General features: G+C 46.5%; 24 protein-coding genes. 14 read left to right on the top strand and 10 right to left on the bottom strand.

Features of this window, described 5'->3' with window-relative positions; genetic code table 11:
• Positions 1–47: 47 nt before the first annotated feature.
• The 5 genes from flgD to KI655_RS18280 all read right to left on the bottom strand — a co-directional run bounded on the left by flgD (position 48) and on the right by KI655_RS18280 (position 3,604).
• Entirely contained in the window at positions 48–755 is a 708-nt protein-coding gene (gene flgD, locus KI655_RS18300) for a flagellar hook assembly protein FlgD (RefSeq protein ID WP_285407737.1), read from the bottom strand.
• Between the two features lie 17 nt (positions 756–772).
• Complete coding sequence (gene flgC, locus KI655_RS18295) at positions 773–1,186, bottom strand: flagellar basal body rod protein FlgC (RefSeq protein WP_032550123.1); 414 nt, start codon at positions 1,184–1,186, stop codon at positions 773–775.
• 4 nt (positions 1,187–1,190) lie between these two features.
• Positions 1,191–1,586: a flagellar basal body rod protein FlgB gene (gene flgB / locus KI655_RS18290; RefSeq protein ID WP_004736175.1), complete on the bottom strand. Its 396-nt coding sequence runs from the start codon at positions 1,584–1,586 to the stop codon at positions 1,191–1,193.
• Between the two features lie 250 nt (positions 1,587–1,836).
• A complete protein-coding gene (locus KI655_RS18285) occupies positions 1,837–2,664 on the bottom strand; it encodes a protein-glutamate O-methyltransferase (protein ID WP_285407708.1) in 828 nt (275 codons plus the stop codon).
• 13 nt (positions 2,665–2,677) lie between these two features.
• Positions 2,678–3,604 (bottom strand): chemotaxis protein CheV, encoded by a 927-nt coding sequence (locus tag KI655_RS18280; protein WP_150895526.1) that lies wholly within the window; start codon positions 3,602–3,604, stop codon positions 2,678–2,680.
• 77 nt (positions 3,605–3,681) lie between these two features.
• Here KI655_RS18280 and flgA point away from each other — a divergent pair, with 77 nt between their 5' ends.
• The 3 genes from flgA to KI655_RS18265 all read left to right on the top strand — a co-directional run bounded on the left by flgA (position 3,682) and on the right by KI655_RS18265 (position 5,421).
• Complete coding sequence (gene flgA, locus KI655_RS18275) at positions 3,682–4,428, top strand: flagellar basal body P-ring formation chaperone FlgA (protein ID WP_285407707.1); 747 nt, start codon at positions 3,682–3,684, stop codon at positions 4,426–4,428.
• A 204-nt stretch (positions 4,429–4,632) separates the two neighbouring features.
• The gene (gene flgM, locus KI655_RS18270) at positions 4,633–4,950 is read left to right on the top strand and encodes a flagellar biosynthesis anti-sigma factor FlgM (RefSeq protein ID WP_261903756.1); all 318 of its coding nucleotides are present in this window, start codon (positions 4,633–4,635) and stop codon (positions 4,948–4,950) included.
• A gap of 45 nt (positions 4,951–4,995) precedes the next feature.
• Positions 4,996–5,421: a flagella synthesis protein FlgN gene (locus KI655_RS18265; protein WP_285407705.1), complete on the top strand. Its 426-nt coding sequence runs from the start codon at positions 4,996–4,998 to the stop codon at positions 5,419–5,421.
• 177 nt (positions 5,422–5,598) lie between these two features.
• Here the strand turns inward: KI655_RS18265 and flgP are convergent, their stop codons facing one another.
• The gene (gene flgP, locus KI655_RS18260; RefSeq protein ID WP_285407703.1) at positions 5,599–6,030 is read right to left on the bottom strand and encodes a flagellar assembly lipoprotein FlgP; all 432 of its coding nucleotides are present in this window, start codon (positions 6,028–6,030) and stop codon (positions 5,599–5,601) included.
• A gap of 9 nt (positions 6,031–6,039) precedes the next feature.
• Positions 6,040–6,675 (bottom strand): FlgO family outer membrane protein, encoded by a 636-nt coding sequence (locus KI655_RS18255; RefSeq protein WP_285407702.1) that lies wholly within the window; start codon positions 6,673–6,675, stop codon positions 6,040–6,042.
• 192 nt (positions 6,676–6,867) lie between these two features.
• On the opposite strand from KI655_RS18255, the gene KI655_RS18250 reads away from it, so the two are divergent.
• Positions 6,868–8,001 carry a flagellar assembly protein FlgT gene (locus KI655_RS18250; protein ID WP_285407701.1) on the top strand — a complete coding sequence of 378 codons (1,134 nt, stop codon included), beginning with the start codon at positions 6,868–6,870 and terminating at the stop codon, positions 7,999–8,001.
• A 126-nt stretch (positions 8,002–8,127) separates the two neighbouring features.
• Complete coding sequence (locus KI655_RS18245; protein ID WP_285407699.1) at positions 8,128–8,634, top strand: Fe3+-citrate ABC transporter substrate-binding protein; 507 nt, start codon at positions 8,128–8,130, stop codon at positions 8,632–8,634.
• 122 nt (positions 8,635–8,756) lie between these two features.
• Here the strand turns inward: KI655_RS18245 and KI655_RS18240 are convergent, their stop codons facing one another.
• The 3 genes from KI655_RS18240 to KI655_RS18230 are packed head-to-tail and all read right to left on the bottom strand — an operon-like array spanning position 8,757 to position 11,504.
• Entirely contained in the window at positions 8,757–9,995 is a 1,239-nt protein-coding gene (locus KI655_RS18240) for an NAD(P)/FAD-dependent oxidoreductase (RefSeq protein ID WP_285407697.1), read from the bottom strand.
• A 24-nt stretch (positions 9,996–10,019) separates the two neighbouring features.
• Positions 10,020–11,087, bottom strand: a complete 1,068-nt coding sequence (locus tag KI655_RS18235; RefSeq protein ID WP_285407695.1) for a methyltransferase — start codon at positions 11,085–11,087, stop codon at positions 10,020–10,022.
• Between the two features lie 27 nt (positions 11,088–11,114).
• On the bottom strand, positions 11,115–11,504 hold the full coding sequence (locus tag KI655_RS18230; protein WP_285407694.1) for a hypothetical protein: 390 nt from the start codon (positions 11,502–11,504) through the stop codon (positions 11,115–11,117).
• A 71-nt stretch (positions 11,505–11,575) separates the two neighbouring features.
• Here KI655_RS18230 and KI655_RS18225 point away from each other — a divergent pair, with 71 nt between their 5' ends.
• From KI655_RS18225 to hutH, 9 genes are all read left to right on the top strand, one after another.
• Positions 11,576–12,313 carry a beta-ketoacyl synthase chain length factor gene (locus KI655_RS18225; RefSeq protein ID WP_285407693.1) on the top strand — a complete coding sequence of 246 codons (738 nt, stop codon included), beginning with the start codon at positions 11,576–11,578 and terminating at the stop codon, positions 12,311–12,313.
• Entirely contained in the window at positions 12,306–13,073 is a 768-nt protein-coding gene (locus KI655_RS18220; protein WP_285407691.1) for a lysophospholipid acyltransferase family protein, read from the top strand. The genes KI655_RS18225 and KI655_RS18220 overlap by 8 nt, the downstream gene beginning before the upstream one ends.
• Before the next feature lie 104 nt (positions 13,074–13,177).
• Positions 13,178–13,438, top strand: coding sequence for a phosphopantetheine-binding protein (locus KI655_RS18215; RefSeq protein ID WP_032550101.1), 261 nt, complete (start codon positions 13,178–13,180; stop codon positions 13,436–13,438).
• Positions 13,439–13,450: 12 nt separating this feature from the next.
• Entirely contained in the window at positions 13,451–13,708 is a 258-nt protein-coding gene (locus KI655_RS18210; protein ID WP_032550100.1) for an acyl carrier protein, read from the top strand.
• A complete protein-coding gene (locus KI655_RS18205) occupies positions 13,708–14,265 on the top strand; it encodes a septation protein IspZ (RefSeq protein WP_285407690.1) in 558 nt (185 codons plus the stop codon). Before KI655_RS18210 ends, KI655_RS18205 begins: the two co-directional genes overlap by 1 nt.
• Before the next feature lie 4 nt (positions 14,266–14,269).
• Positions 14,270–15,643, top strand: a complete 1,374-nt coding sequence (locus tag KI655_RS18200; protein ID WP_285407688.1) for an AMP-binding protein — start codon at positions 14,270–14,272, stop codon at positions 15,641–15,643.
• Positions 15,644–15,689: 46 nt separating this feature from the next.
• Entirely contained in the window at positions 15,690–16,052 is a 363-nt protein-coding gene (locus KI655_RS18195; RefSeq protein ID WP_285407687.1) for a 3-hydroxyacyl-ACP dehydratase, read from the top strand.
• Positions 16,045–17,802 carry a glycosyltransferase family 2 protein gene (locus KI655_RS18190; RefSeq protein ID WP_285407685.1) on the top strand — a complete coding sequence of 586 codons (1,758 nt, stop codon included), beginning with the start codon at positions 16,045–16,047 and terminating at the stop codon, positions 17,800–17,802. Before KI655_RS18195 ends, KI655_RS18190 begins: the two co-directional genes overlap by 8 nt.
• Positions 17,780–19,324, top strand: a complete 1,545-nt coding sequence (gene hutH, locus KI655_RS18185) for a histidine ammonia-lyase (RefSeq protein WP_285407683.1) — start codon at positions 17,780–17,782, stop codon at positions 19,322–19,324. Before KI655_RS18190 ends, hutH begins: the two co-directional genes overlap by 23 nt.
• Positions 19,325–19,352 lie beyond the last annotated feature (28 nt).

Below are 19,352 nucleotides of genomic sequence, written 5' to 3'. Positions count from 1 at the left end.
CAATATTCTCCTAATCTATCTAGCTAGCATATTCACTCTGTTCAGAGTTACGCTTTGCCAACTTCTAGTACTTCAGCAAGTCGTACTGGCGATGTGAAACCAGCCAGATTGAGTAGTACGTTGCCATCACCCTTACCAAGAAGCACACTGTTCACGTTCGCATATGTCGAAACTTCGAACTCTGCACTCTCGCCATCCAGTAAACCCGACGCTTTCACGTTGTATTTACCAGCAGGCAATGGGTTGCCGTCTTCGTCTTTTCCGTCCCATTCAACACGTGTGTCACCTGCAGGCTTAGAGCCGACATCAAAGGTACGAACCAATTGGCCCACTTCGTTCTCAACACGGACCATCAAGTTGTCCATTGCCTGAGGAAGTTTTACCATTGCCGCCATGCCGCCATCACCGGGTTTCACACCTGCCGCACCAGGAACCAATACATCACGCCCAACCAAAGATGAGGCCTGAAGTGCTTGGTTAGAGGTCATTGATGAATTCAAGCTTTCAAACTGTGTATTCATTTTGCCAATGCCATCTACGGTCGCAAATGAAGCCATTTGCGCAATCATCTGGTCATTGCTGACCGGCTTAAAAGGGTCTTGCTGAGCAAGCTGCTTAGTCAATAACGATAAGAAGTCTTCTTGTTTAAGATCTTGCTTACCTGTTGTTTCGTCAGGCTTTTTGCTGTCTTGAAGATTTTTAAGCTGATCAACATAGGACAAGCCGCTTTGACCAACATTATTGATTCCGGCCATATGCTACCTCCTTATCCTTATTGACCCATCTGCAGCGTACGCAGCAGCATTTGTTTACTCGAGTCAGCAACCTGTACGTTTGTTTGGTACGCACGTGATGCTGAAATCATGTTTGCCATCTCTTCCATAACGTTAACGTTCGGCTTGTATATGTAGCCTTCGTCATTCGCTAATGGGTGATCAGGGTTGTACTCCGCGCTTAGCGGTTTATCGCTTTCTACGATACCCAATACCTTCACCGGCACAGTGTGACCACTATTGCGTGCCTTACTTAACTCAGCGCCGAACACCGCGTGGCGTGCCTTGTAAGTCTCATCAGCTGAGCTGCTTACACTGTCCGCGTTCGCGAGGTTACTCGAGGTCGTATTTAGACGAACGGACTCAGCACTCATCGCAGAACCAGTCACATTGAATACATTGAATAAGCTCATCTAATTATTCCCCTTTAATCGCTTTAGTTAAGTTCTTGAATTTGCTTCCTAAGAAGTCTAGAGAGGCTTGATGCCTGATTTGGTTTTGCATGAACAGGTTACGTTCTAAATCCAAATCCACGGTGTTGCCATCTCCCGTATCAGGTTGAGTAGGAATGCGATATTTCGTTTCCCCATTCACCGTTGTTGAGGCAGAAATATGCCGACCGTCCGTACGGCTAAGACCAATGCTTGCCCCAGAACTTGCCGCCTGCAGTGATTTTTTAAAGTCTAATCCTTTTGCTTTGTAGCCCGGCGTGTTTGCTTGCGCGATATTGGTGGAAAGCACCTCAGCGTTGCGCTCACGTACACCAACTGTGTGCTGGTGAATGCCTAATGCGTTGTCAAAAGAAATAGCCATGTAAACCTCAACTCAAGAACTGACTGTTATGAAATAACCGAAGCAATATGTATACCAACTTTTATAGTTAATTGAACAATGAATGCTTTTTATCGGTCACTCGCTGTTAAACTTGCAATATACAAGCCAAGAATAGAGTAGATTGGAATGTCACTCTGGTTTAAAGATATACCGGGACGCAGAAAAAAGAAAACCCAGCACACTGGCTGGGTTTATCATTTAATTTAATGTCGCTTTGTTGCAGCGATGACTACTTCAATTTGTAGATGATGCCTGGATTACAGCGTACCATCTCAAAACGGTCTGTCAGACCAGTCAGAGATTCAGAGGCACCTAATAGTAGGTAACCGCCCGGGTTTAAGCTGTTTGCCATTTGGTTCAATACCTTGGACTTCATATCTGGAGAGAAGTAGATCAGAACGTTACGACAGAAGATAATGTCGAACTTACCCAACAGAGCGTAGCTGTCCATCAAGTTCTGCGGACGGAAATTCACCATACGCTTAACATTGTCTTTTACCTTCATACGACCATCACCCGCATCTTCAAAGAAGGTACGGCGACGCTCAGGCGATAGACCACGGCCCAGTGCAAGGTTGTCGTAGACACCAGCGCGACACATATCGAGCATGCTCGCTGAGATGTCAGTCGCGGTGATCGATACGTTTGGCAGCATACCTGGCTTACGCGCCTGAGTTTCAAGTACCGTCATCGCCATAGAGTACGGTTCTTGACCAGAAGAGCTTGCCGCTGACCAAATCTTAATAGGACGTTTATTTGCCGCTATTTCCGGAAGTAGTTTATCCGCCAATACAGCAAACGGGTAAGTATCTCGGAACCAAAGTGTCTCGTTCGTCGTCATGGCATCTACTGCCGCCACTCGCAACTCGCGATTTCTGCCCGTTACTACATCTCTCAATAAATCTGACAATGATGCCAGCTTAAATTTTGCTACCAGAGGACTTAGGCGACTGCGTACAAGATATTGCTTGCTATCACCGAGTACAATGCCACATTGAGATTCTAAGAAACGGCTGAAATCACGATACTCTTGATCACTAATTGTTATAGCAGTCATTAATGTCTCTTTTTTATTTAGTTAATGCGGATTTAACCGCTGAACCAAGCTCATCTGGATTGAATTTAGCGATGAATGAGTTTGCACCCACACGTTCCACCATAGCTTGGTTAAATACACCACTCAAAGACGAGTGCAAAATTACGTATAGATCTTTCAGTTCAGCGTGACGACGGATTTCCGCGGTCAGTGTGTAGCCATCCATCTCTGGCATCTCGATATCGGAGATCACCAAAGAGATTTGATCATAAATACTGCCCTCTGCCGACATCTGCATCAGCTTCTCGTAGGCTTCTTTACCATCTTTAACGGCAATCACTTCGAAACCAATCGATTCAATTGCGCGTTGTACTTGTTTACGTGCAACGGTTGAGTCATCAGCAATAAGAATGCGACGAACAAGCGGTTTCTCTTGTTCAACTTCAGCAATCTCTTCTGCGATTTTGCTGTCCATTGTTTCATCAACTGGAGAAATTTCTGCAAGGATCTTCTCTACGTCCAGAATCTCAACCAGTTCATTGTCAATGTTAGTAACTGCAGTTAGGTAGTTAGCTTTACCCGCGCCATCAGGTGGCGGCAAGATAGACTCCCAGTGCATATTGATAATACGCTCAACCGAGCTTACCAAGAAGCCTTGGATAGTACGGTTAAATTCAGAGATTACAACAAAACACTTTTCTACGTCTGTTGTTGGACGGCCGCCAATGGCTAGGCTTAAGTCGATGACCGAAATGGTTTGACCACGAATGTGCGCAACACCCTTAACCAGCGGGTTCAAGTTTGGCATTGAAGTCAGCTTAGGACACTGTAGTACTTCTTTAACTTTAAATACGTTAATACCATAGCGCTGACGCCCCATTAGGCGAAAGGTTAGTAATTCTAATCGGTTTTGACCGACGAGTTGTGTACGCTGATTCACTGAATCCAGAATACCCGTCATGAGCGCATCTCCATATCAAACTTTTTTGATTAAAAAGTGTTAATCTACTACAGGCTACGAACCACCAGAGAAACAGAATGACGTATCATAACTCAAATCTGCAACCATTTTCCATAACAACATGTAGAGCTTTTTTTAAAATTGTCGCTAAGTTTATCGGCATTATATCAATATTGTTTAGTTTTTTTGCACAAGGTGCGACATCAGAACAAATTGAGGCCATTCAAGCCGCCGCTGAGCAACATATTCTCGACACCGTTGAGCAGCCTATGGGCGGAGAACTCTTGGTGAGATCCGCCAATGTCGACTCAAGAATCAAAGCCACTGATTGCCCTATTCCCTTAGAAACCAGTGCCTCAACCACCACAAACACCCGAAGCAGCATTACGGTATTGGTGCAGTGTATTCCTGACGAGTGGCGCGTTTATGTCCCCGTTCGCCTCTCTATATCTGCACCTCTAGTCACTGCAACAAGAACCATCGCTCGTGGCGAGATCATTGGTCAATATGATGTGACGACCGCGATGATCTCACTGAACAAGTTTCGCCGACAAGGCTACACCCTTCCTAAACAAGTGATTGGTGCGAAGGTGAAAAAGAACCTACGCCCTGGCGATGTTATTGAGAGGGGTGATATTTGCGTGGTGTGTCGTAACGAGAAGGTTATCATACAAGCGGTTAAAGGTGGCATGACCATTACCACAAAAGGCACCGCCTTAACGGATGGTTCAACTGGAGATCAAGTAAGAGTGAAAAATGATAAATCACAGCGTATAATTGAAGGAATTGTTACTGATATGTCGGAAGTGACGGTTTATTTCTAACTCGCAGGCTGCAAGCCGTGTTGCGGGTTTAACGACAACACACTTCGGCATAAGAGATTTTTTCGTTCTCTGTTAACACGTTACCCTGTCAAAATGACATCTTGTTGGCGAATTCAATAATTGAGTTAAAAATCTCTAAAGTAATTGAACCGGCGGTCGATAGTGACAGTACAGGTTCCCATATTCGTAGATAAAGGCTCAATTATGGCAGGTATTGATAATATTCGTTCGGGACAAACCCTAACGACAACCAACCGCTCTACCGCGCGCACTGATACCAGCAGTTCGCAAGCGTCGAGTTCTGATGTATCGGCAAAGCCCGCAAGCAAAGATGCGGTTTCTTTAAGCCAACAAAGCAAGGCAATTGGTCAAATGCATCAAGACATGGCTGCACAACCAAGCTTTGACCAAGTAAAAGTGGCAGCGATCAAAGAAGCAATCGCGAACGGCTCATACACTGTCGACCCAGAAAAACTGGCAGACAACATGATCAAATTCGAAAACGAGCTTAAAGGCCTATAAGCTCGTTTCGCGTTCATCTGACTTTAAGCTTTATTAGGTTTTTATATGGCGGCACTCGCAGATTTAGTTAATTTTCAACTTCAAAGCGCCCAAGCTCTCTCTGAACTATTGAGTTCGGAAAAGAGTGCCATTACTAGCAGAAAGTCGAGCGAAATTGAACGCATTGCGAAAGAGAAAGTGGTACTGGTTGAACAACTTAAAAGTACCGACCAAAGAATAGCGACACATACCAATGTTGCAGAGCTAAACGAAAAACCAGAGCTTATTGAGCTGGTTGCTAAAATTCGTTCAATTGTCCATGACTGCCAGCAGGCAAACCTGGCCAACGGTGAAGCGCTTAACCGAGCGCACCTTAGCTTCAACAAACTCAGCAATATGATGCAACAAAGCCATGGAAAAATAGGCATGACATACAATGCCGGTGGTCAGACGCACACCATATCTACGTTAGGAACCAACGTAAAAGCGTAACCCTCCTATTCTTCCTCGCAAGTACATGTATCCATTGTATTTGGCTCAAATAAAGAAAAGCGGCAAGTATTGAATACTTGCCGCTTTTTGCATCTTTGGTTTTTGCTTTTTCTGCCGCTTGCCATCTGGAAAGCTCACAGCAGAAAACAACATCAAACTACAATGATTAGAAAACGATTAGAATAGAGTTTGCTGTCTCTTTTCTGGCACGGCTTGAACCTCACCGTAATCACGCAGTTTATCCATCTTCTTGATATCAAGCTGTAGCTCAGTCACATAGCTGTCTCCGACAGGGTAACTACGCACAACCTCGGCACCTCGAATCACACCATCTACAGCACCTGATGTCAGCTCAGTGCCCAAACGCTGATCTTCAAGCTCAGCTCGGCCACTTACGCGCATTCCGTAAACCTGCTCTGCAAGTTCGCGATACGCATCAATCTTTGAAGCACGCATCGCTCGGATACGCTTTTCTTCCTCATTTCGCCCTTTCTGTTCGCTAATACTTGCGTAACCAACCGCAACCAAGAAATCGTCAGGTCGCATGCTCTGCAATGGTTGGCAGCCAACAAGTAGTAGTGCTGCGATTAAAAATATCACCTTCTTCATGACAGGCTCCTATGGGCGAAGAATAACCGTATACGGCTGCTTAATGGTTGGGTCTGAACGAATGATCACACCATCTTGAGTACGGATGCTGTTCAAGGTATCAAGGTCGCGACCAATACGGTCCGCTGGCAAGAAGCCCTGCGCCGAAGCGACAACAATACGAGTTTGCATTCCCACAACACGAGCGTTCACTAGTACACCGCCCTCTTGGCGAAGCATAGTGCCTGTTAGCACATATTGAACATCCTGCTCTTGAGCAAGATCTTTCCAATCTCGGCTCAACGCAAAGTCACCCTGTTGCGTCACTTGAATCGACCCCGTTGTCTTAAAGTCTACCACTTTAAAACCGCGACGTTGAAACTGGTGGATGAAGCCTTCAGAGACTGAATTGCCTAACCAGTTGGTCGAATCCATATGTTGTAAGTCTACAAACGACGTCACAGCAATTGGTGTGCGTGCCGATACGCTGGTATTCGACAGGATGAGATCTTCGGTCATACTCTCGACAAAGTAGTCCATAGTATGACGCGGGCTATCCATTAACATAAATTGGCTACCTGAGTACTCAGTTTTACCGTTATAGATAGGCGAATAAGCACATGATGTAATTAGCATTACACTGATTATCACAAGCCATTTTTTCATTGTGTTATCTCCAGATGTATTAGTACCAGACTGTGCAACGCTATTCTCACCATTCTTTCCTTCAATGGATTACAATGTTGGAACAGTCTTTGCTTTTCATTAATTGTTCACATTAATAAAGCGGCACCTGAGTCAGCATTAAGCTACTGGTAATTTGTTAAGCAATATTTATACCCAACTGGTAACGAATAGATGAAAAAAATATTTTCCGCACTATTTTCAATAGGTTCACTGCTCACTATGACCTTCAATGCTCATGCATCATGGTTTGAGGTTACCGGTACAGCGACGATCGTCGCGTCTGAGGATGCGGCAAGAGTCCACGCTCTTGAAGATGCCCTTTACAAGGCTATGCAGTTCTCTGGCGGCGATATTGGCAGCATTGCTAACCTAACGCCTTACCTACAAGCAGAACAAAAAGAGTACCAATTCACCAATCACGAGGTGAGATACATACTGGTCGACAAAGAGCGTAAGCGCAGCGGCAACATCATGATCACCGCTCGCATCGATATTTACCCTTCGGCAAATGGTTGCCATGAGAGCCAATACAAGAAGACGTTTTTGGTTGGCAACATAGACCTTGCCTCCCCACAACAAGCGGTTATGGGTCGTGTCTACAGCATAGGAGATGACTTTAGCCACGTGGTGAACCGACAGCTCTCTCAAGAGTCGCGCAGCTTCGTTTCCGTTGGCACGACCGATTATGAGATCGACCGACGCCAACCTGAAACTCTGAAAATGATCGCTCAAGATCACGGAGCGCAGTATGTAATTGGCGGCACCATCACCGACTTAACGGCCACTATTGAATCTAAGCTGCTGAAAGATGACGTGATTAATCGTCAATTTGCTTTGGAGATGCAGGTTTATGACGGCAAGACGGGACATCAAGTCTACAACCGCAGCTACCGTGAAGTGGCAAAATGGCCGTTCCCAAAAACCAGTGAAGTGGACACCAAGAGCGCTCGTTTCTGGGCTTCAACCTATGGCAGCATGCTGCTGCGCGTAAGCCGTAACATCATGCTCGATCTAGAATCCGAAGTCTCTTGTAAAATCACCCTACCTGAAGTTGCTGCCGTATTTGGTAATACCGTGACCATGGACTTAGGCCGCCTGCATGGCGTGCAACAAGGTGACAAACTGCAACTGTGGCACACGGGCTCGTTTATCGATCAAAATGGCTTGCCGCGTAACAAGGTATCGAAGAGTGACATTACCCTAACGGTGACTCGTGTTTACGAGAATGAAGCTGAGCTCACCATCGAACAGCCAAGTTTGGCGGGTAGTATCCAAATTGGTGACGTGATGCAGAAGGTCATGTAAACCATTCAGAACTAAAGCAAAGCCCTGACCGTCGTGTCGGGGCTTTATTTTTTCCGCCCATTTGATTTCTGTTTTTCTGATATTTGGCGTAACCTTACTAATAACATAACCATCAATTAGTAAGCTATGAGTGAGAATAACCTGATTGGAGCCACCGGTTACCGCTTCATTTCAAAAGGCAAAACAGCATTTAAAATCCATATCCATACCCCTGACGATACAGTCCTGCATCGGTCGGTTGGATTTGTACGCCTTGGCGAAGAGAAGGCACTCAAAAAGACCATCAAACTTCGCGATGAGCTCGGTAAACAGTTGTGGGGAAAGTTTTGGGGCAAAGTACTCAAAGACCCCTATTTGATGACTCGTCTGCCTCATAGCCTAGAGCCGAAGATTGTATTCAAGCCCAATCCAACACAAACCGACCCAGAGCACCGTGACGAGTGCTATATAGCTAAGTGGCGCGTGTTTGCCGAGAATGGCGAATATAAATATCGAACTAAAGTTTGTTCGATCCGCAAACATGGCAGACTTGCCGCCTATAGCCAAACCAAGCGAGCCTTATTAGATGCGCACAAAGATGTGATTGACCTGCTGGTATTTATGGGCCGCCTCAACAGCATAGATCTCAAGTAATGTCGACAAAATCAGAGTCCAAATACAAAAACAGCTGCCCCGAGGCAGCTGTTTGCATTTATAGACAGTTTTCTTGAAAACCCAAGCTTGTTTAAAGACAAAGCCCGTTGAAAAAGCTACGCCTATTTACACAGCTCTGCCAAGGCAGACAAACGTCGCTGAGACTCTTTTACATAAGGGTTAGACTCATCCCAAGCGTAGCCCGCTAATATTGAGCAAACCATCTGCTTGATCTTAGGATTTGGCTTCTCATAAAAGATAACATCTTGCAGTGAGCCCGAGTACCAACCTTCGACATAGGTGCGGAATGTATCAACTCCTTTCATCAATGGTTGGGCATACTCTTTCTCCCAATCCACAGCTTCACCCTTCACATGTCTAGCAACACAATCCACCGCATATTCAGCAGACTTCATCGCAATGGTCACGCCCGAAGAGAAGACAGGGTCAAGGAATTCACCCGCATTACCGAGCAGAGCGTATCTGTCGGTTGCTAAATGCTTCACGTTGGCCGAGTAGCCACCAATTTCGCCTGCTGGGTTTGTGTACTCAGCTTGGCTTAAAATTGCCGCTAGCCCCGGTTCCTCGCTCGCCACCTGCTTTAGAATATCAATTTTATCTTGCGGGTAGTCATCAAAGAAGCTCGGTTCACCCACTACACCAAACGAAGAGACACCATTGCTAAATGGAATCAACCAATACCAAACGTCAGGGTTAGCTGGGTGCACAGAGATAAGGATTTTATTTCTATCGTAATCCAAACCGTGCTCTGCCGACTCAATATTGTCTTTTATATGAGTAAACACCGCTTTACGTGGTGGAAGGCAAGATGGCTCTTCAAGATTGAGAATTTTAGGAAGCACACGACCAAAGCCACTGCCATCTAACACATAATCAGCTTCGATTTGGTACGCATCTTCCCCCTCAGGTTGAACATCCAAAATAGCGTGCTGATCAGTGAACTGAATATCAATCAGTTCATGTTGATAGTCGATCGATACACCTTGCTTTTGCGCTTCATCGGCCAGCACTTTATCAAAAGCACCACGCTGTACCTGAAATGTCGTACCCGGGCCCTTAGAAAACTTGTCTTGGAAATCAAAAGCGGTGTACACGCCACGCTTGCGAAAGGCCGCGCCATCCTTGTATTGAAATTCAGCCGCTCTAACGGCTTCGGTCATGCCCGCTTGCTCAATGACTTCCATACAGGCAGGCAACAGACTCTCGCCTATCGAAAAGCGCGGGAAAACACTCTTCTCAATCACCCGAACATCGACGCCCTGTTTGTGGAGCAACGCTGCTGCAATCGACCCAGAAGGCCCTGCACCAATGACCACAACTTGTGTTTTTATTTTTTTCATTACCTACACCATCCAACGAAAGCGTTATACCGCTTTAAGTTCAAGGAGCGTATGACCTAAGCCGATGTCATCCGTTCGAGTTACCACCTCAAAACCCGCTTCTGCAACGATCTCTAGGAAGTCTTCACTGCGGTAGAAGCGACTATTGCCGTTAGCAAGACAAGTGAAATAGAGCGATGTTGCGTTCAGACTGTAAGATGCCGCATCGTATTTTTGTGCATCCCAGAACAGCTCAAGGATGTACACTGTTGCCTGCTCTGACATATGCGAACGCACACGCTTAAGAATGCTCAAGATCTCCATCGGCGAGAAACAGTCCAAGAACTGACTCATCCACCATACGTCTGCACCAGTTGGAAGTGCTTGCTGCTTGTCTAGCATGTTCGCAGGGTAAGGCGTAACACGATGCTCAAAGCCTTGCTCTTTGGCATTCGCCATCGCCATCTCAAGCTGTTGTGGTAGGTCTACGATGGTGATTTCCACATCGGAATCATAATGACAACACTGCATCGCCCACTTACCGGTATTACCACCGATATCCACCAGCGACTTAGGCTGCTTTTGGAATACTTTTTCCAACAAGATTGGGAAAGAGCGATCTGAGTAGAAGTGATCGAATTTAAACCAGCTCTCTTTGGCTTTTTCAGGCAACTGAGACAGACCTTGGTAAATGGTTTCCCAATCACCTAGTTCTTTTAGACCAGCCGGCGTGCCGTTTTGAATGGCTTCGGTTAGGTGCATCATCGCGGCGTAACAAACATCCGCAGTAAAATCCATATTGGCTTCGGTCATACCGTCATGCAACAGATAAAAGCCAAGGTTTGCCATACGATAATTTGGCTTGTCCCACAGTACAATATGCGCGCTCAACGCCATATCGAGTAAGACTTTCACACCGTATTCGGAAACGCCGGTCTTCGCAGAAATATCTTGCGCATTTAAACCTTGTTCACCGGCTTCATCGAGGGCTTTTAATACCCCTAAATCACGCAGTGTACGCGCAGTGTGAAAAACGATCGGCGCAAAAGAGAGCTTTTGAGCCTCTGTTTTTGCCTGTAATGCATTGAATGGATCTAAATTAAAATCGGACACAAAAAACCTAACTTATTTTTTCTAAAACTATTCAGCGGCCATTTGCGCTAGCTTTCTTTTGATATCTACGTTGAGATTATTTACCCAACGGTTGTAGTTACGATGAATCTCGCCATCGTCATATTTAAGATTGTCTGACTCTACATAAAGAATAGAGTAGAACTTGTCACTGTAAGGAATTTCAACCACCGCATGGTGAGAGCGAACATACAGCTCAGCACGAATAAGGCCAGGTTTCACCTCAGACACAAGCCAGCCACGATCGACCGCCGACTCATAAATCGCTGATTTTACCTGTTTACTTTGAAGATTATGTGCAACTGGAGTATCCTCGACATTCATAACTGGCTGTACACGCCCGCAACCTGCGAGAACCAAAACGAATAACATCGAAGCTGCAATTTTAAGTAATTTCATTGTATTTCCTTACCAATATTTGTCTTTATCTCGCATAGTATTTAGTTAGACCCAAATCAAATCAATACTCTATGTCAAATCAATCTCATTTAATGTCGTTCAATATTGAAAAATGGTGCGCTAATTCGCCGGGGCTCGCGACTCAGTCAGATTGGGAGGCGTGGAGCACAACTACCCATTGGCCTGAAGATGGCTCATCGCAGTTCAAAGCCATTCCACCGATGATGCGTCGCCGTATGAGCCTGCAAAGTAAACTTGCCGTGCAAACCGCTCTAACATTACTGGAAGACAATGACATCGATTACTTGGTCTTTGCCAGTCGTCACGGCGAACTTCACCGCACCGCGACATTAATTCAGTCAATACTAGAGGGCGAAGACGCGTCGCCAATGGCCTTCTCTCAATCGGTCCACAACACTGCAGCAGGGCTAACAACCATTGCCGCTAAGGCGCCGATCCCTTTGAGCTCTATAGCGTCGGGCGTTGATACTTTTCACAGCGCCATGATTGAGGCCTATCTCTACCTAAACCAGTATCCCGACCATAAAGTCCTGGTTATCGATTTTGATCAACCTCTACCCGAGCTTTATCAAGCCTATGAGACCCAGCAATACGCAGACTACGCTCTGGGTTTAGTGCTAAGCCAAGGCACTGAACTAACCCTCACACGAACCCCTTCAGCAGTACAAGCAGAGGAACCCTCTTTACCACAAGGTCTACAGTTCCTTCAGCGCTATCTGCAAGGTGTTCCAAATTGGCAGATTACAGGGAAGCGTCAAAACTGGTCGTGGGTTAAGCACTGTGAATAAACTCAATCAATACTGGCGTGTGTTCGCCACTGGGCTGTGTTTCTCAATCTTTGGTTTGGGTGGCCTTGTTTTAAGCTTTATCGTTCTGCCATTATTTGCCGTCACCACCCGAGACACCATTGAGCGCGAACTCAAGGCGCAGCGCCTCATCCGTTTCTCATTTAATGCGTTCTGCCGCATCATGAAGTTCACTGGTGCGATTGATTATCGTATTGATGGCGTCGAGACATTACAACAAGATCGCAATTGCATCATCGTTGCCAATCACCCAAGTTTGATTGATTACGTCCTGATTGCCTCTCAGCTTCCACAATGTGACTGCTTAGTCAAAGCGGCCATTTGGGAGAACCCGTTTATGAAACGTATCGTACAGGCTGCAGGCTATATTCCAAACCAAGCGCCTGACGATCTGCTTGAGCGATGCGAAGAACGTTTTTCTCGTGGTAACTTGCTGTTGGTGTTCCCTGAAGGGACTCGTACAACACCGGGTGTCACCCCTTCTTTGCAACGTGGAGCTGCCCAGATTGCAACGCGAACCGAGACTGACCTGCGTGTTATCCACATCACTGTGTCACCCTCATTTCTCACTAAAGAGAAGAAGTGGTACCAAGTTCCTTCAACGAAACCCTTTTTTCATGTTGCAGTCAAAGGTAAAATAGAAGTGACACCCTTTATTGAGAGCTCAAATAATTTAACTTCTGCGGCAAGGCGTTTAAATCAACACCTTGCGGAAACGATTTTTCCAGAGCCAGAAAAATAAGCCTCTCAACACCTTTTTATTGGTGCAAATGTATTTCTATTCAAACGCATTTGCTCGCAGTGCCGCACATAGCGCGCATGTAAACATATGACAAGTAGGCCAAAGTGGAAACATTACATAACGAACTTAAACAGCTGATCATTGATGCCCTTAACCTTGAAGATATGAGTATCGATGAAATTGAAACTGAAGCTCCACTGTTTGGTGATGGTTTGGGCCTAGACTCAATTGATGCCCTTGAACTAGGTTTAGCGATCAAGAAGAAGTACAACATCGTAATCGATGCTGACGATTCAAATACGCGCCAGCACTTCGCTTCTGTGGCTAATCTAGCAAACTACATCACATCTCAGACGAACAACTAGAAAGATTTCCTTATGACACAAGCAAACCAACAAGAAGTATTTAATCAGGTTAAAGATGCGCTTATCGAGCTATTCGAGCTAGATGCTGAAGAAATCACACCAGAAGCGCACCTTTATCAAGATCTTGATCTCGATAGCATTGATGCCGTGGATCTGGTTGTCCACCTACAAAATGTAACCGGTAAAAAGATCAAACCTGAAGAGTTCAAAACAGTGCGTACCGTCAATGATGTGGTTGAATCTGTCGTTGAACTTCTAAAGGACGCATAGTGCGCTCCCTGCTGACTCTATTGTCGGCACTGATCATCTTCTCCTACCCGATTGCGGTCTATTTCGGCCTCAACAAGTTTGGCCTTCAGGCCGTAGGAGGAGTGTTGGCCGCCGTATTCTTGGTCCGAATCGTGACCGGTGGCCAAGCCAAAATTAAAGAACTTAAGCACCTTGCTTGGGTTAGTGGTTGTGCAGGGCTGGTGCTATTACTGCTGGGCATCATGTTCAAACAACACGGGTGGCTCACCTACTATCCGGTAATCGTCAACGCCTGCATGTTGACGGTTTTTGCCCTAAGCCTGACTCAGCCACAAACAATCATTGAGCGCCTTGCGAGATTGCAAGAGCCAGATCTGCCGCAAAGTGGGGTTGATTACACAAGAAAAGTCACCAAAGTATGGTGTGGATTCTTTGTGCTCAACGGTTCAATCGCCCTCTATACTTGTTTCCAATCACTTGAAGTGTGGACACTCTATAACGGTTTAATCAGCTATCTACTTGCAGGGCTGTTATTCGCCGTCGAGTGGCTAGTCCGACAACGCGTACGCCAAAGCTAACATTATGAACACAAGTTATACTTCTCTCGCTCAACTTTTTGAGACGGAGCGCCCTCTCGATTCAGTGATCTGCTTTGACGATAAGTCAGAGGTTCACTGGCAAGACTTTCAGCGCGATGTATCGCAGCTTTGCCGTGTACTGTCGGGTGAGTCTGCCGAGCGTATCGCTATCTGCACTCAAGACAGCTACCTATTTACCCTTGTGTTTATTGCTTGCGCACTGCGTAACAAGCAGATTGTGTTGCCAGGTAACTACCAACCAGAAGCACTTTCAGAGCTCAGCAGCCAGTACGACCTATTGATGGTTGATGAGAGCATTCAAACGGTTAACCGAAGTGATGTTCGACTCATCAAGGACCAGCTCACCGCAGACGAGCACAGCAAGCCAATATCTGAAAAGATCGACTTGCAGGCCGTAAAACTGGTCTTGTTCACCTCTGGGTCGAGTGGCACGCCAAAAGCCATTCATAAAACACTAGAGCAGCTCGATATTGAGATCGCACAACTGAGCAAAAACTGGCAAACCATGCTTGTTGGAAATCGTGTTCATAGTACGGTGTCGCATCAGCATATCTACGGACTACTGTTTCGCGTCTTATGGCCATTGTGCTCATCGGTGCCTTTTTCGCGCTTTAATCTCGAATATCCTGAACAGATAATCTCGCACGCCGATTCGAAGATCGTATTGATGAGTAGTCCTGCGCTACTTAAGCGACTTTCTGAAGAGCAGAACGCTAAGCCCTTGGTCGCAGTTTTCTCATCAGGAGGCCCTTTGCCGCTAGACGCTGCCCAACAAGCACAAAATCTCTTTGGTGAATTGCCAATCGAGGTATTTGGCAGCACCGAAACCGGTGGAATCGCCTATCGACAGCAAGCGACAGCTCAGACACCTTGGCAACTGTTCTCTTGTATTCAGGCACAACTTAATCAAGAAAACTGCATCAAATTGCTGTCACCTTACATCGACAAAGAGCAGTGGTATCAAACGGCAGATGAGTGTGAAATGGTTTCTGACGATCAGTTCATCCTCAAAGGTCGCACCGATCGTATTATCAAGATTGAAGAGAAACGCATCTCTCTGGTCGAAGTTGAAAAGCGCCTTGAGCAACTTCCGTGGATAAAAGAGTGCGCCGTTATCCCATTTGAAGAGCCAAACCGTTTGATTCTTGCCTCTGTGATTGTGCTTTCCGATGAAGGAAAACAGACGCTCAATAGTGTCGGTAAGGGCAAGTTTTGGTTACTATTACGCAATGAATTAAGAAAATGGCTTGAGCCCATCGCAGTGCCAAGACGTTTTCGAGTGGTCGAAGAGGTCCCACTCAATAGTCAAGGCAAGCGACTCACATCGCAGATCGAAGCGATCATAAACGCGCAGTAACTCGCCCTCATACGTATCATGACAACAAGAAAGTAAAGCCAGCGCCATGGATAAAAGAAAGCCAACCATCATACAGATTGAGACCCAGTTGAACGAATCGACACTCACACTGCAAGTGGATGCCGATTTGACCGACTTTAAAGGGCACTTCAAGGGCTTTCCGATCCTGCCCGGAGTAACTCAGATTGATTGGGCTCTCGGTTATGCCATTCAAGAGTTAGCGGTACCGCCTCAGTTTAAAGGCATGGAAGTGATCAAATTCCAAGAGCCGATCTTACCCAATTCGACAGTCACATTGGCGCTAAAATGGGACTCAGATAAACAAAAACTGGCGTTTAGCTACACCTCAGATAACGGCAATTGCACGCACTCTTCAGGCAAAATGAAGCTAGGAGAAAAAAGTGAATAGTGTGGTGAACATTGAGAATACAACAAGCTACCAAGCCTGTTTCTTAATCCCCTGCTATAACCACGGCTCGACAGTCGCAGCAGTGATTGCGTCACTCAAAGGCTTTGGGCTGCCGATTATTTTGGTCGATGATGGCAGTGATCAAGACACCAAACAGCAACTTGCACCGCTTGCAAATCAAGATGACGTTACCCTCGTCACTCTGGCGGAAAACCAAGGCAAAGGTGGTGCGGTCAAAGCCGGTATTCAACACGCTCACCAACTCGGATTTAGCCACGCAATTCAGATCGACGCCGATGGGCAGCACGATCTCGAGGCGTTGCCTAAGCTTATTGAGACATCTCAGGCTTCTCCGTCACGTCTGATTTCAGGTCAACCTGTCTATGATGAGAGTGTGCCTAAAGCGCGCCTGTATGGCCGTTATGCCACACATATTTGGGTCTGGATTGAAACTCTCTCTTTCTCGATCAAAGACAGTATGTGCGGTTTTCGAGCATACCCGATAGCGATTACCCAAGCGGTACTCGAAAAATACGATGTTGGTTCACGCATGGACTTCGATATCGAGGTTCTGGTACGTCTCTATTGGGAAGGCTGTGATATTGATTTCATCGATACTCGCGTGATCTATCCTGAGGGTGGTATCTCGCACTTTGATGCCTTGTGGGACAACGTAAAAATCAGCTGGATGCACACGCGACTGTTTTTCGGCATGCTGCCACGCGCACCAAAACTGATTACTCGACACTTCAAAAAGCCCGGGGCGGCGCCAGCCGAAACGAACAATCAGCCACACTGGTCGCGCACACAAGAGCGCGGTACGGTACTCGGCATCAAACTGCTGTTGATGATCTACACACTGCTTGGGCGCGGAGTGTTTAACCTGATTCTCAAAGGCGTGATGCGTTACTATCACCTCACAGGTAAACGCGCGCGCGAAGCCTCTGAGCACTATCTGCATACATTGAAGCTCTACGCCGAACAACACAATATCGACTTGCCTGATAATCTCGACAGTTATCACCACCTGCTTTCGTTCGGTCATACCATGCTAGACAAACTGGCTGCGTGGAAGGGTGACTTCTCCGTTGATAACCTGACAATTCACGGACAAGATCAGTTTGAAAGCATGGTCGACAATGAGCAAGGGGTAGTTATTCTTGGCTCTCACCTTGGTAATATCGAGCTATGTCGCGCACTAGGTCGCAGACACTCGCACATTAAGATCAATGCACTGGTCTTTACCGAACACGCCGAGCGCTTCAACTCAGTAATGAAAGCGGTTAACCCAAACTCAGACTTAAACCTTATTCAAGTCAGCTCCATGGGACCAGATACAGCAATCTTGCTTCAGCAAAAGCTTGAACAAGGCGAATGGATCGTTATTGTGGGTGACCGAACGTCCACCAGCAAAGAGAGCCGATCAGTGTGGGCAGAGTTTTTAGGGCAAGAAGCACCGTTTCCACAGGGGCCATTTATGCTCGCTTCTATCCTTAAAGCTCCCGTATTCCTACTCTTTGGATTAAGAGACGATAGCAGTAAGAAGCCTCACTTTAACGTCTACTTTGAACATTTTAGTGACAAAATCGTCTTACCAAGAAAGACTCGCGAACAGACTTTGCAACAAGTGGTTCAGCAATATGCTGACCGACTACAGCACTACACATTGAAGGCGCCCCTTCAGTGGTATAACTTTTTTAATTTTTGGACATTGAGCAATCAGCACCATGACGAAAAAGAATCAAAATAGCATCACCTTTGGTGCAGAACGCCTAACGATCGAAGACGTTGTCGCGATCTCTCAAGGTGCTTCAGCAAGTATGAACACCGACCCTGCCTTCACGTCAAAAATTGACCGTGGTGTGGCTTTTCTTGAACGCCTTTTAAAAGAAGAAGGGGTAATTTACGGTGTAACCACTGGCTATGGCGATTCCTGTACCGTTGCGATTCCACCGAACTTAGTAGACGAGTTGCCTCTGCACCTTACCCGTTTCCACGGTTGTGGTCTTGGCGATATTCTCACTCATGATCAAGCTCGTGCAGTATTAGCGACTCGCCTATGTTCACTGTCTCAAGGTGTGTCTGGCGTTAGCCACGACCTACTCAACCAAATCGTTACCCTGATCAATCACGACATTGCACCGCGTATTCCCCAAGAAGGGTCTGTGGGTGCCAGTGGTGACCTCACGCCCCTATCCTACTTAGCCGCTGCGCTGATTGGTGAACGTGATGTACTTTACAAAGGCGATGTGCGCCCTACCGATGAGGTGTACAAAGAACTGGGTATTGCGCCAATCAAACTGAAGCCAAAAGAAGGCTTGGCGCTGATGAATGGCACATCGGTAATGACGGCTCTTGCCTGTATCGCCTACAAGCGTGCGGAATACTTGTCTCAACTGTCGACTAAAATCACCGCTATGGTGTCTGTCGGTATGCACGGTAATGACTTCCACTTTGATGAAGCGCTGTTTGCAGTGAAGCCTCATCCAGGTCAACAGCAGGTTGCCGCTTGGTTACGTGATGACTTACAAGCTGATCGCCCACCGCGTAACAGTGACCGACTGCAAGATCGTTATTCATTGCGCTGTGCACCGCACGTGATTGGTGTAGTGGAAGACTCACTACCGTGGCTACGTCAAATGATTGAGAACGAGCTCAATAGCGCGAACGACAATCCAATCATTGATGGTGACAATGAGCGTGTACTGCATGGCGGTCACTTTTACGGTGGCCACATTGCAATGGCGATGGATACGCTGAAAACGGCAATTGCGAACCTTGCAGATCTACTCGACCGTCAAATGGCACAACTGATGGATTACAAATTCAACAACGGCCTGCCGTTTAACCTAACGGGTGCTCAAGGTGAGCGTAAGCCAATCAACCACGGCTTTAAAGCGGTACAGATTGGTATTTCAGCTTGGACAGCAGAGGCGCTAAAACACACCATGCCAGCAAGCGTGTTCTCTCGCTCAACCGAGTGTCATAACCAAGACAAAGTCAGCATGGGTACTATCGCCGCACGTGATTGTATTCGAGTATTGGAGCTAACAGAGCAAGTCGCTGCGGCTTCATTACTGGCAGCGACACAAGCGTTAGAGCTACGTAAACGTGCCAATGAACTCGACGAGCACCATATGAGCGACAACTTAAAGCAGATCCGTGATCAGGTAATGCAAGAGTTTGAGTTTGTTGTAGAAGATCGCCCACTTGAAAGCGATCTGCGTCTGTTCATTCAACGTATTCAACAGCAGCACTGGACACTGTACTAAGCCGCTTACACTGTATTGACGAAAGAGC

This window comes from Vibrio sp. D404a, assembly GCF_030248535.1.
Lineage (GTDB): Bacteria > Pseudomonadota > Gammaproteobacteria > Enterobacterales > Vibrionaceae > Vibrio.
Note: the sequence above shows the minus strand (reverse complement) of the source record. Positions and strands in the feature narration are given on the sequence as shown.

What these genes read in the sequence shown, in the direction of transcription:
- flgD (WP_285407737.1), bottom strand. Translation starts at nt 755, where the DNA reads ATGGCCGGAATCAATAATGTTGGTCAAAGCGGCTTGTCCTATGTTGAT.
- flgC (WP_032550123.1), bottom strand. Translation starts at nt 1,186, where the DNA reads ATGAGCTTATTCAATGTATTCAATGTGACTGGTTCTGCGATGAGTGCT.
- flgB (WP_004736175.1), bottom strand. Translation starts at nt 1,586, where the DNA reads ATGGCTATTTCTTTTGACAACGCATTAGGCATTCACCAGCACACAGTT.
- KI655_RS18285 (WP_285407708.1), bottom strand. Translation starts at nt 2,664, where the DNA reads ATGACTGCTATAACAATTAGTGATCAAGAGTATCGTGATTTCAGCCGT.
- KI655_RS18280 (WP_150895526.1), bottom strand. Translation starts at nt 3,604, where the DNA reads ATGACGGGTATTCTGGATTCAGTGAATCAGCGTACACAACTCGTCGGT.
- flgA (WP_285407707.1), top strand. Translation starts at nt 3,682, where the DNA reads ATGACGTATCATAACTCAAATCTGCAACCATTTTCCATAACAACATGT.
- flgM (WP_261903756.1), top strand. Translation starts at nt 4,633, where the DNA reads ATGGCAGGTATTGATAATATTCGTTCGGGACAAACCCTAACGACAACC.
- KI655_RS18265 (WP_285407705.1), top strand. Translation starts at nt 4,996, where the DNA reads ATGGCGGCACTCGCAGATTTAGTTAATTTTCAACTTCAAAGCGCCCAA.
- flgP (WP_285407703.1), bottom strand. Translation starts at nt 6,030, where the DNA reads ATGAAGAAGGTGATATTTTTAATCGCAGCACTACTACTTGTTGGCTGC.
- KI655_RS18255 (WP_285407702.1), bottom strand. Translation starts at nt 6,675, where the DNA reads ATGAAAAAATGGCTTGTGATAATCAGTGTAATGCTAATTACATCATGT.
- KI655_RS18250 (WP_285407701.1), top strand. Translation starts at nt 6,868, where the DNA reads ATGAAAAAAATATTTTCCGCACTATTTTCAATAGGTTCACTGCTCACT.
- KI655_RS18245 (WP_285407699.1), top strand. Translation starts at nt 8,128, where the DNA reads ATGAGTGAGAATAACCTGATTGGAGCCACCGGTTACCGCTTCATTTCA.
- KI655_RS18240 (WP_285407697.1), bottom strand. Translation starts at nt 9,995, where the DNA reads ATGAAAAAAATAAAAACACAAGTTGTGGTCATTGGTGCAGGGCCTTCT.
- KI655_RS18230 (WP_285407694.1), bottom strand. Translation starts at nt 11,504, where the DNA reads ATGAAATTACTTAAAATTGCAGCTTCGATGTTATTCGTTTTGGTTCTC.
- KI655_RS18225 (WP_285407693.1), top strand. Translation starts at nt 11,576, where the DNA reads ATGTCAAATCAATCTCATTTAATGTCGTTCAATATTGAAAAATGGTGC.
- KI655_RS18210 (WP_032550100.1), top strand. Translation starts at nt 13,451, where the DNA reads ATGACACAAGCAAACCAACAAGAAGTATTTAATCAGGTTAAAGATGCG.
- KI655_RS18200 (WP_285407688.1), top strand. Translation starts at nt 14,270, where the DNA reads ATGAACACAAGTTATACTTCTCTCGCTCAACTTTTTGAGACGGAGCGC.
- KI655_RS18195 (WP_285407687.1), top strand. Translation starts at nt 15,690, where the DNA reads ATGGATAAAAGAAAGCCAACCATCATACAGATTGAGACCCAGTTGAAC.
- hutH (WP_285407683.1), top strand. Translation starts at nt 17,780, where the DNA reads ATGACGAAAAAGAATCAAAATAGCATCACCTTTGGTGCAGAACGCCTA.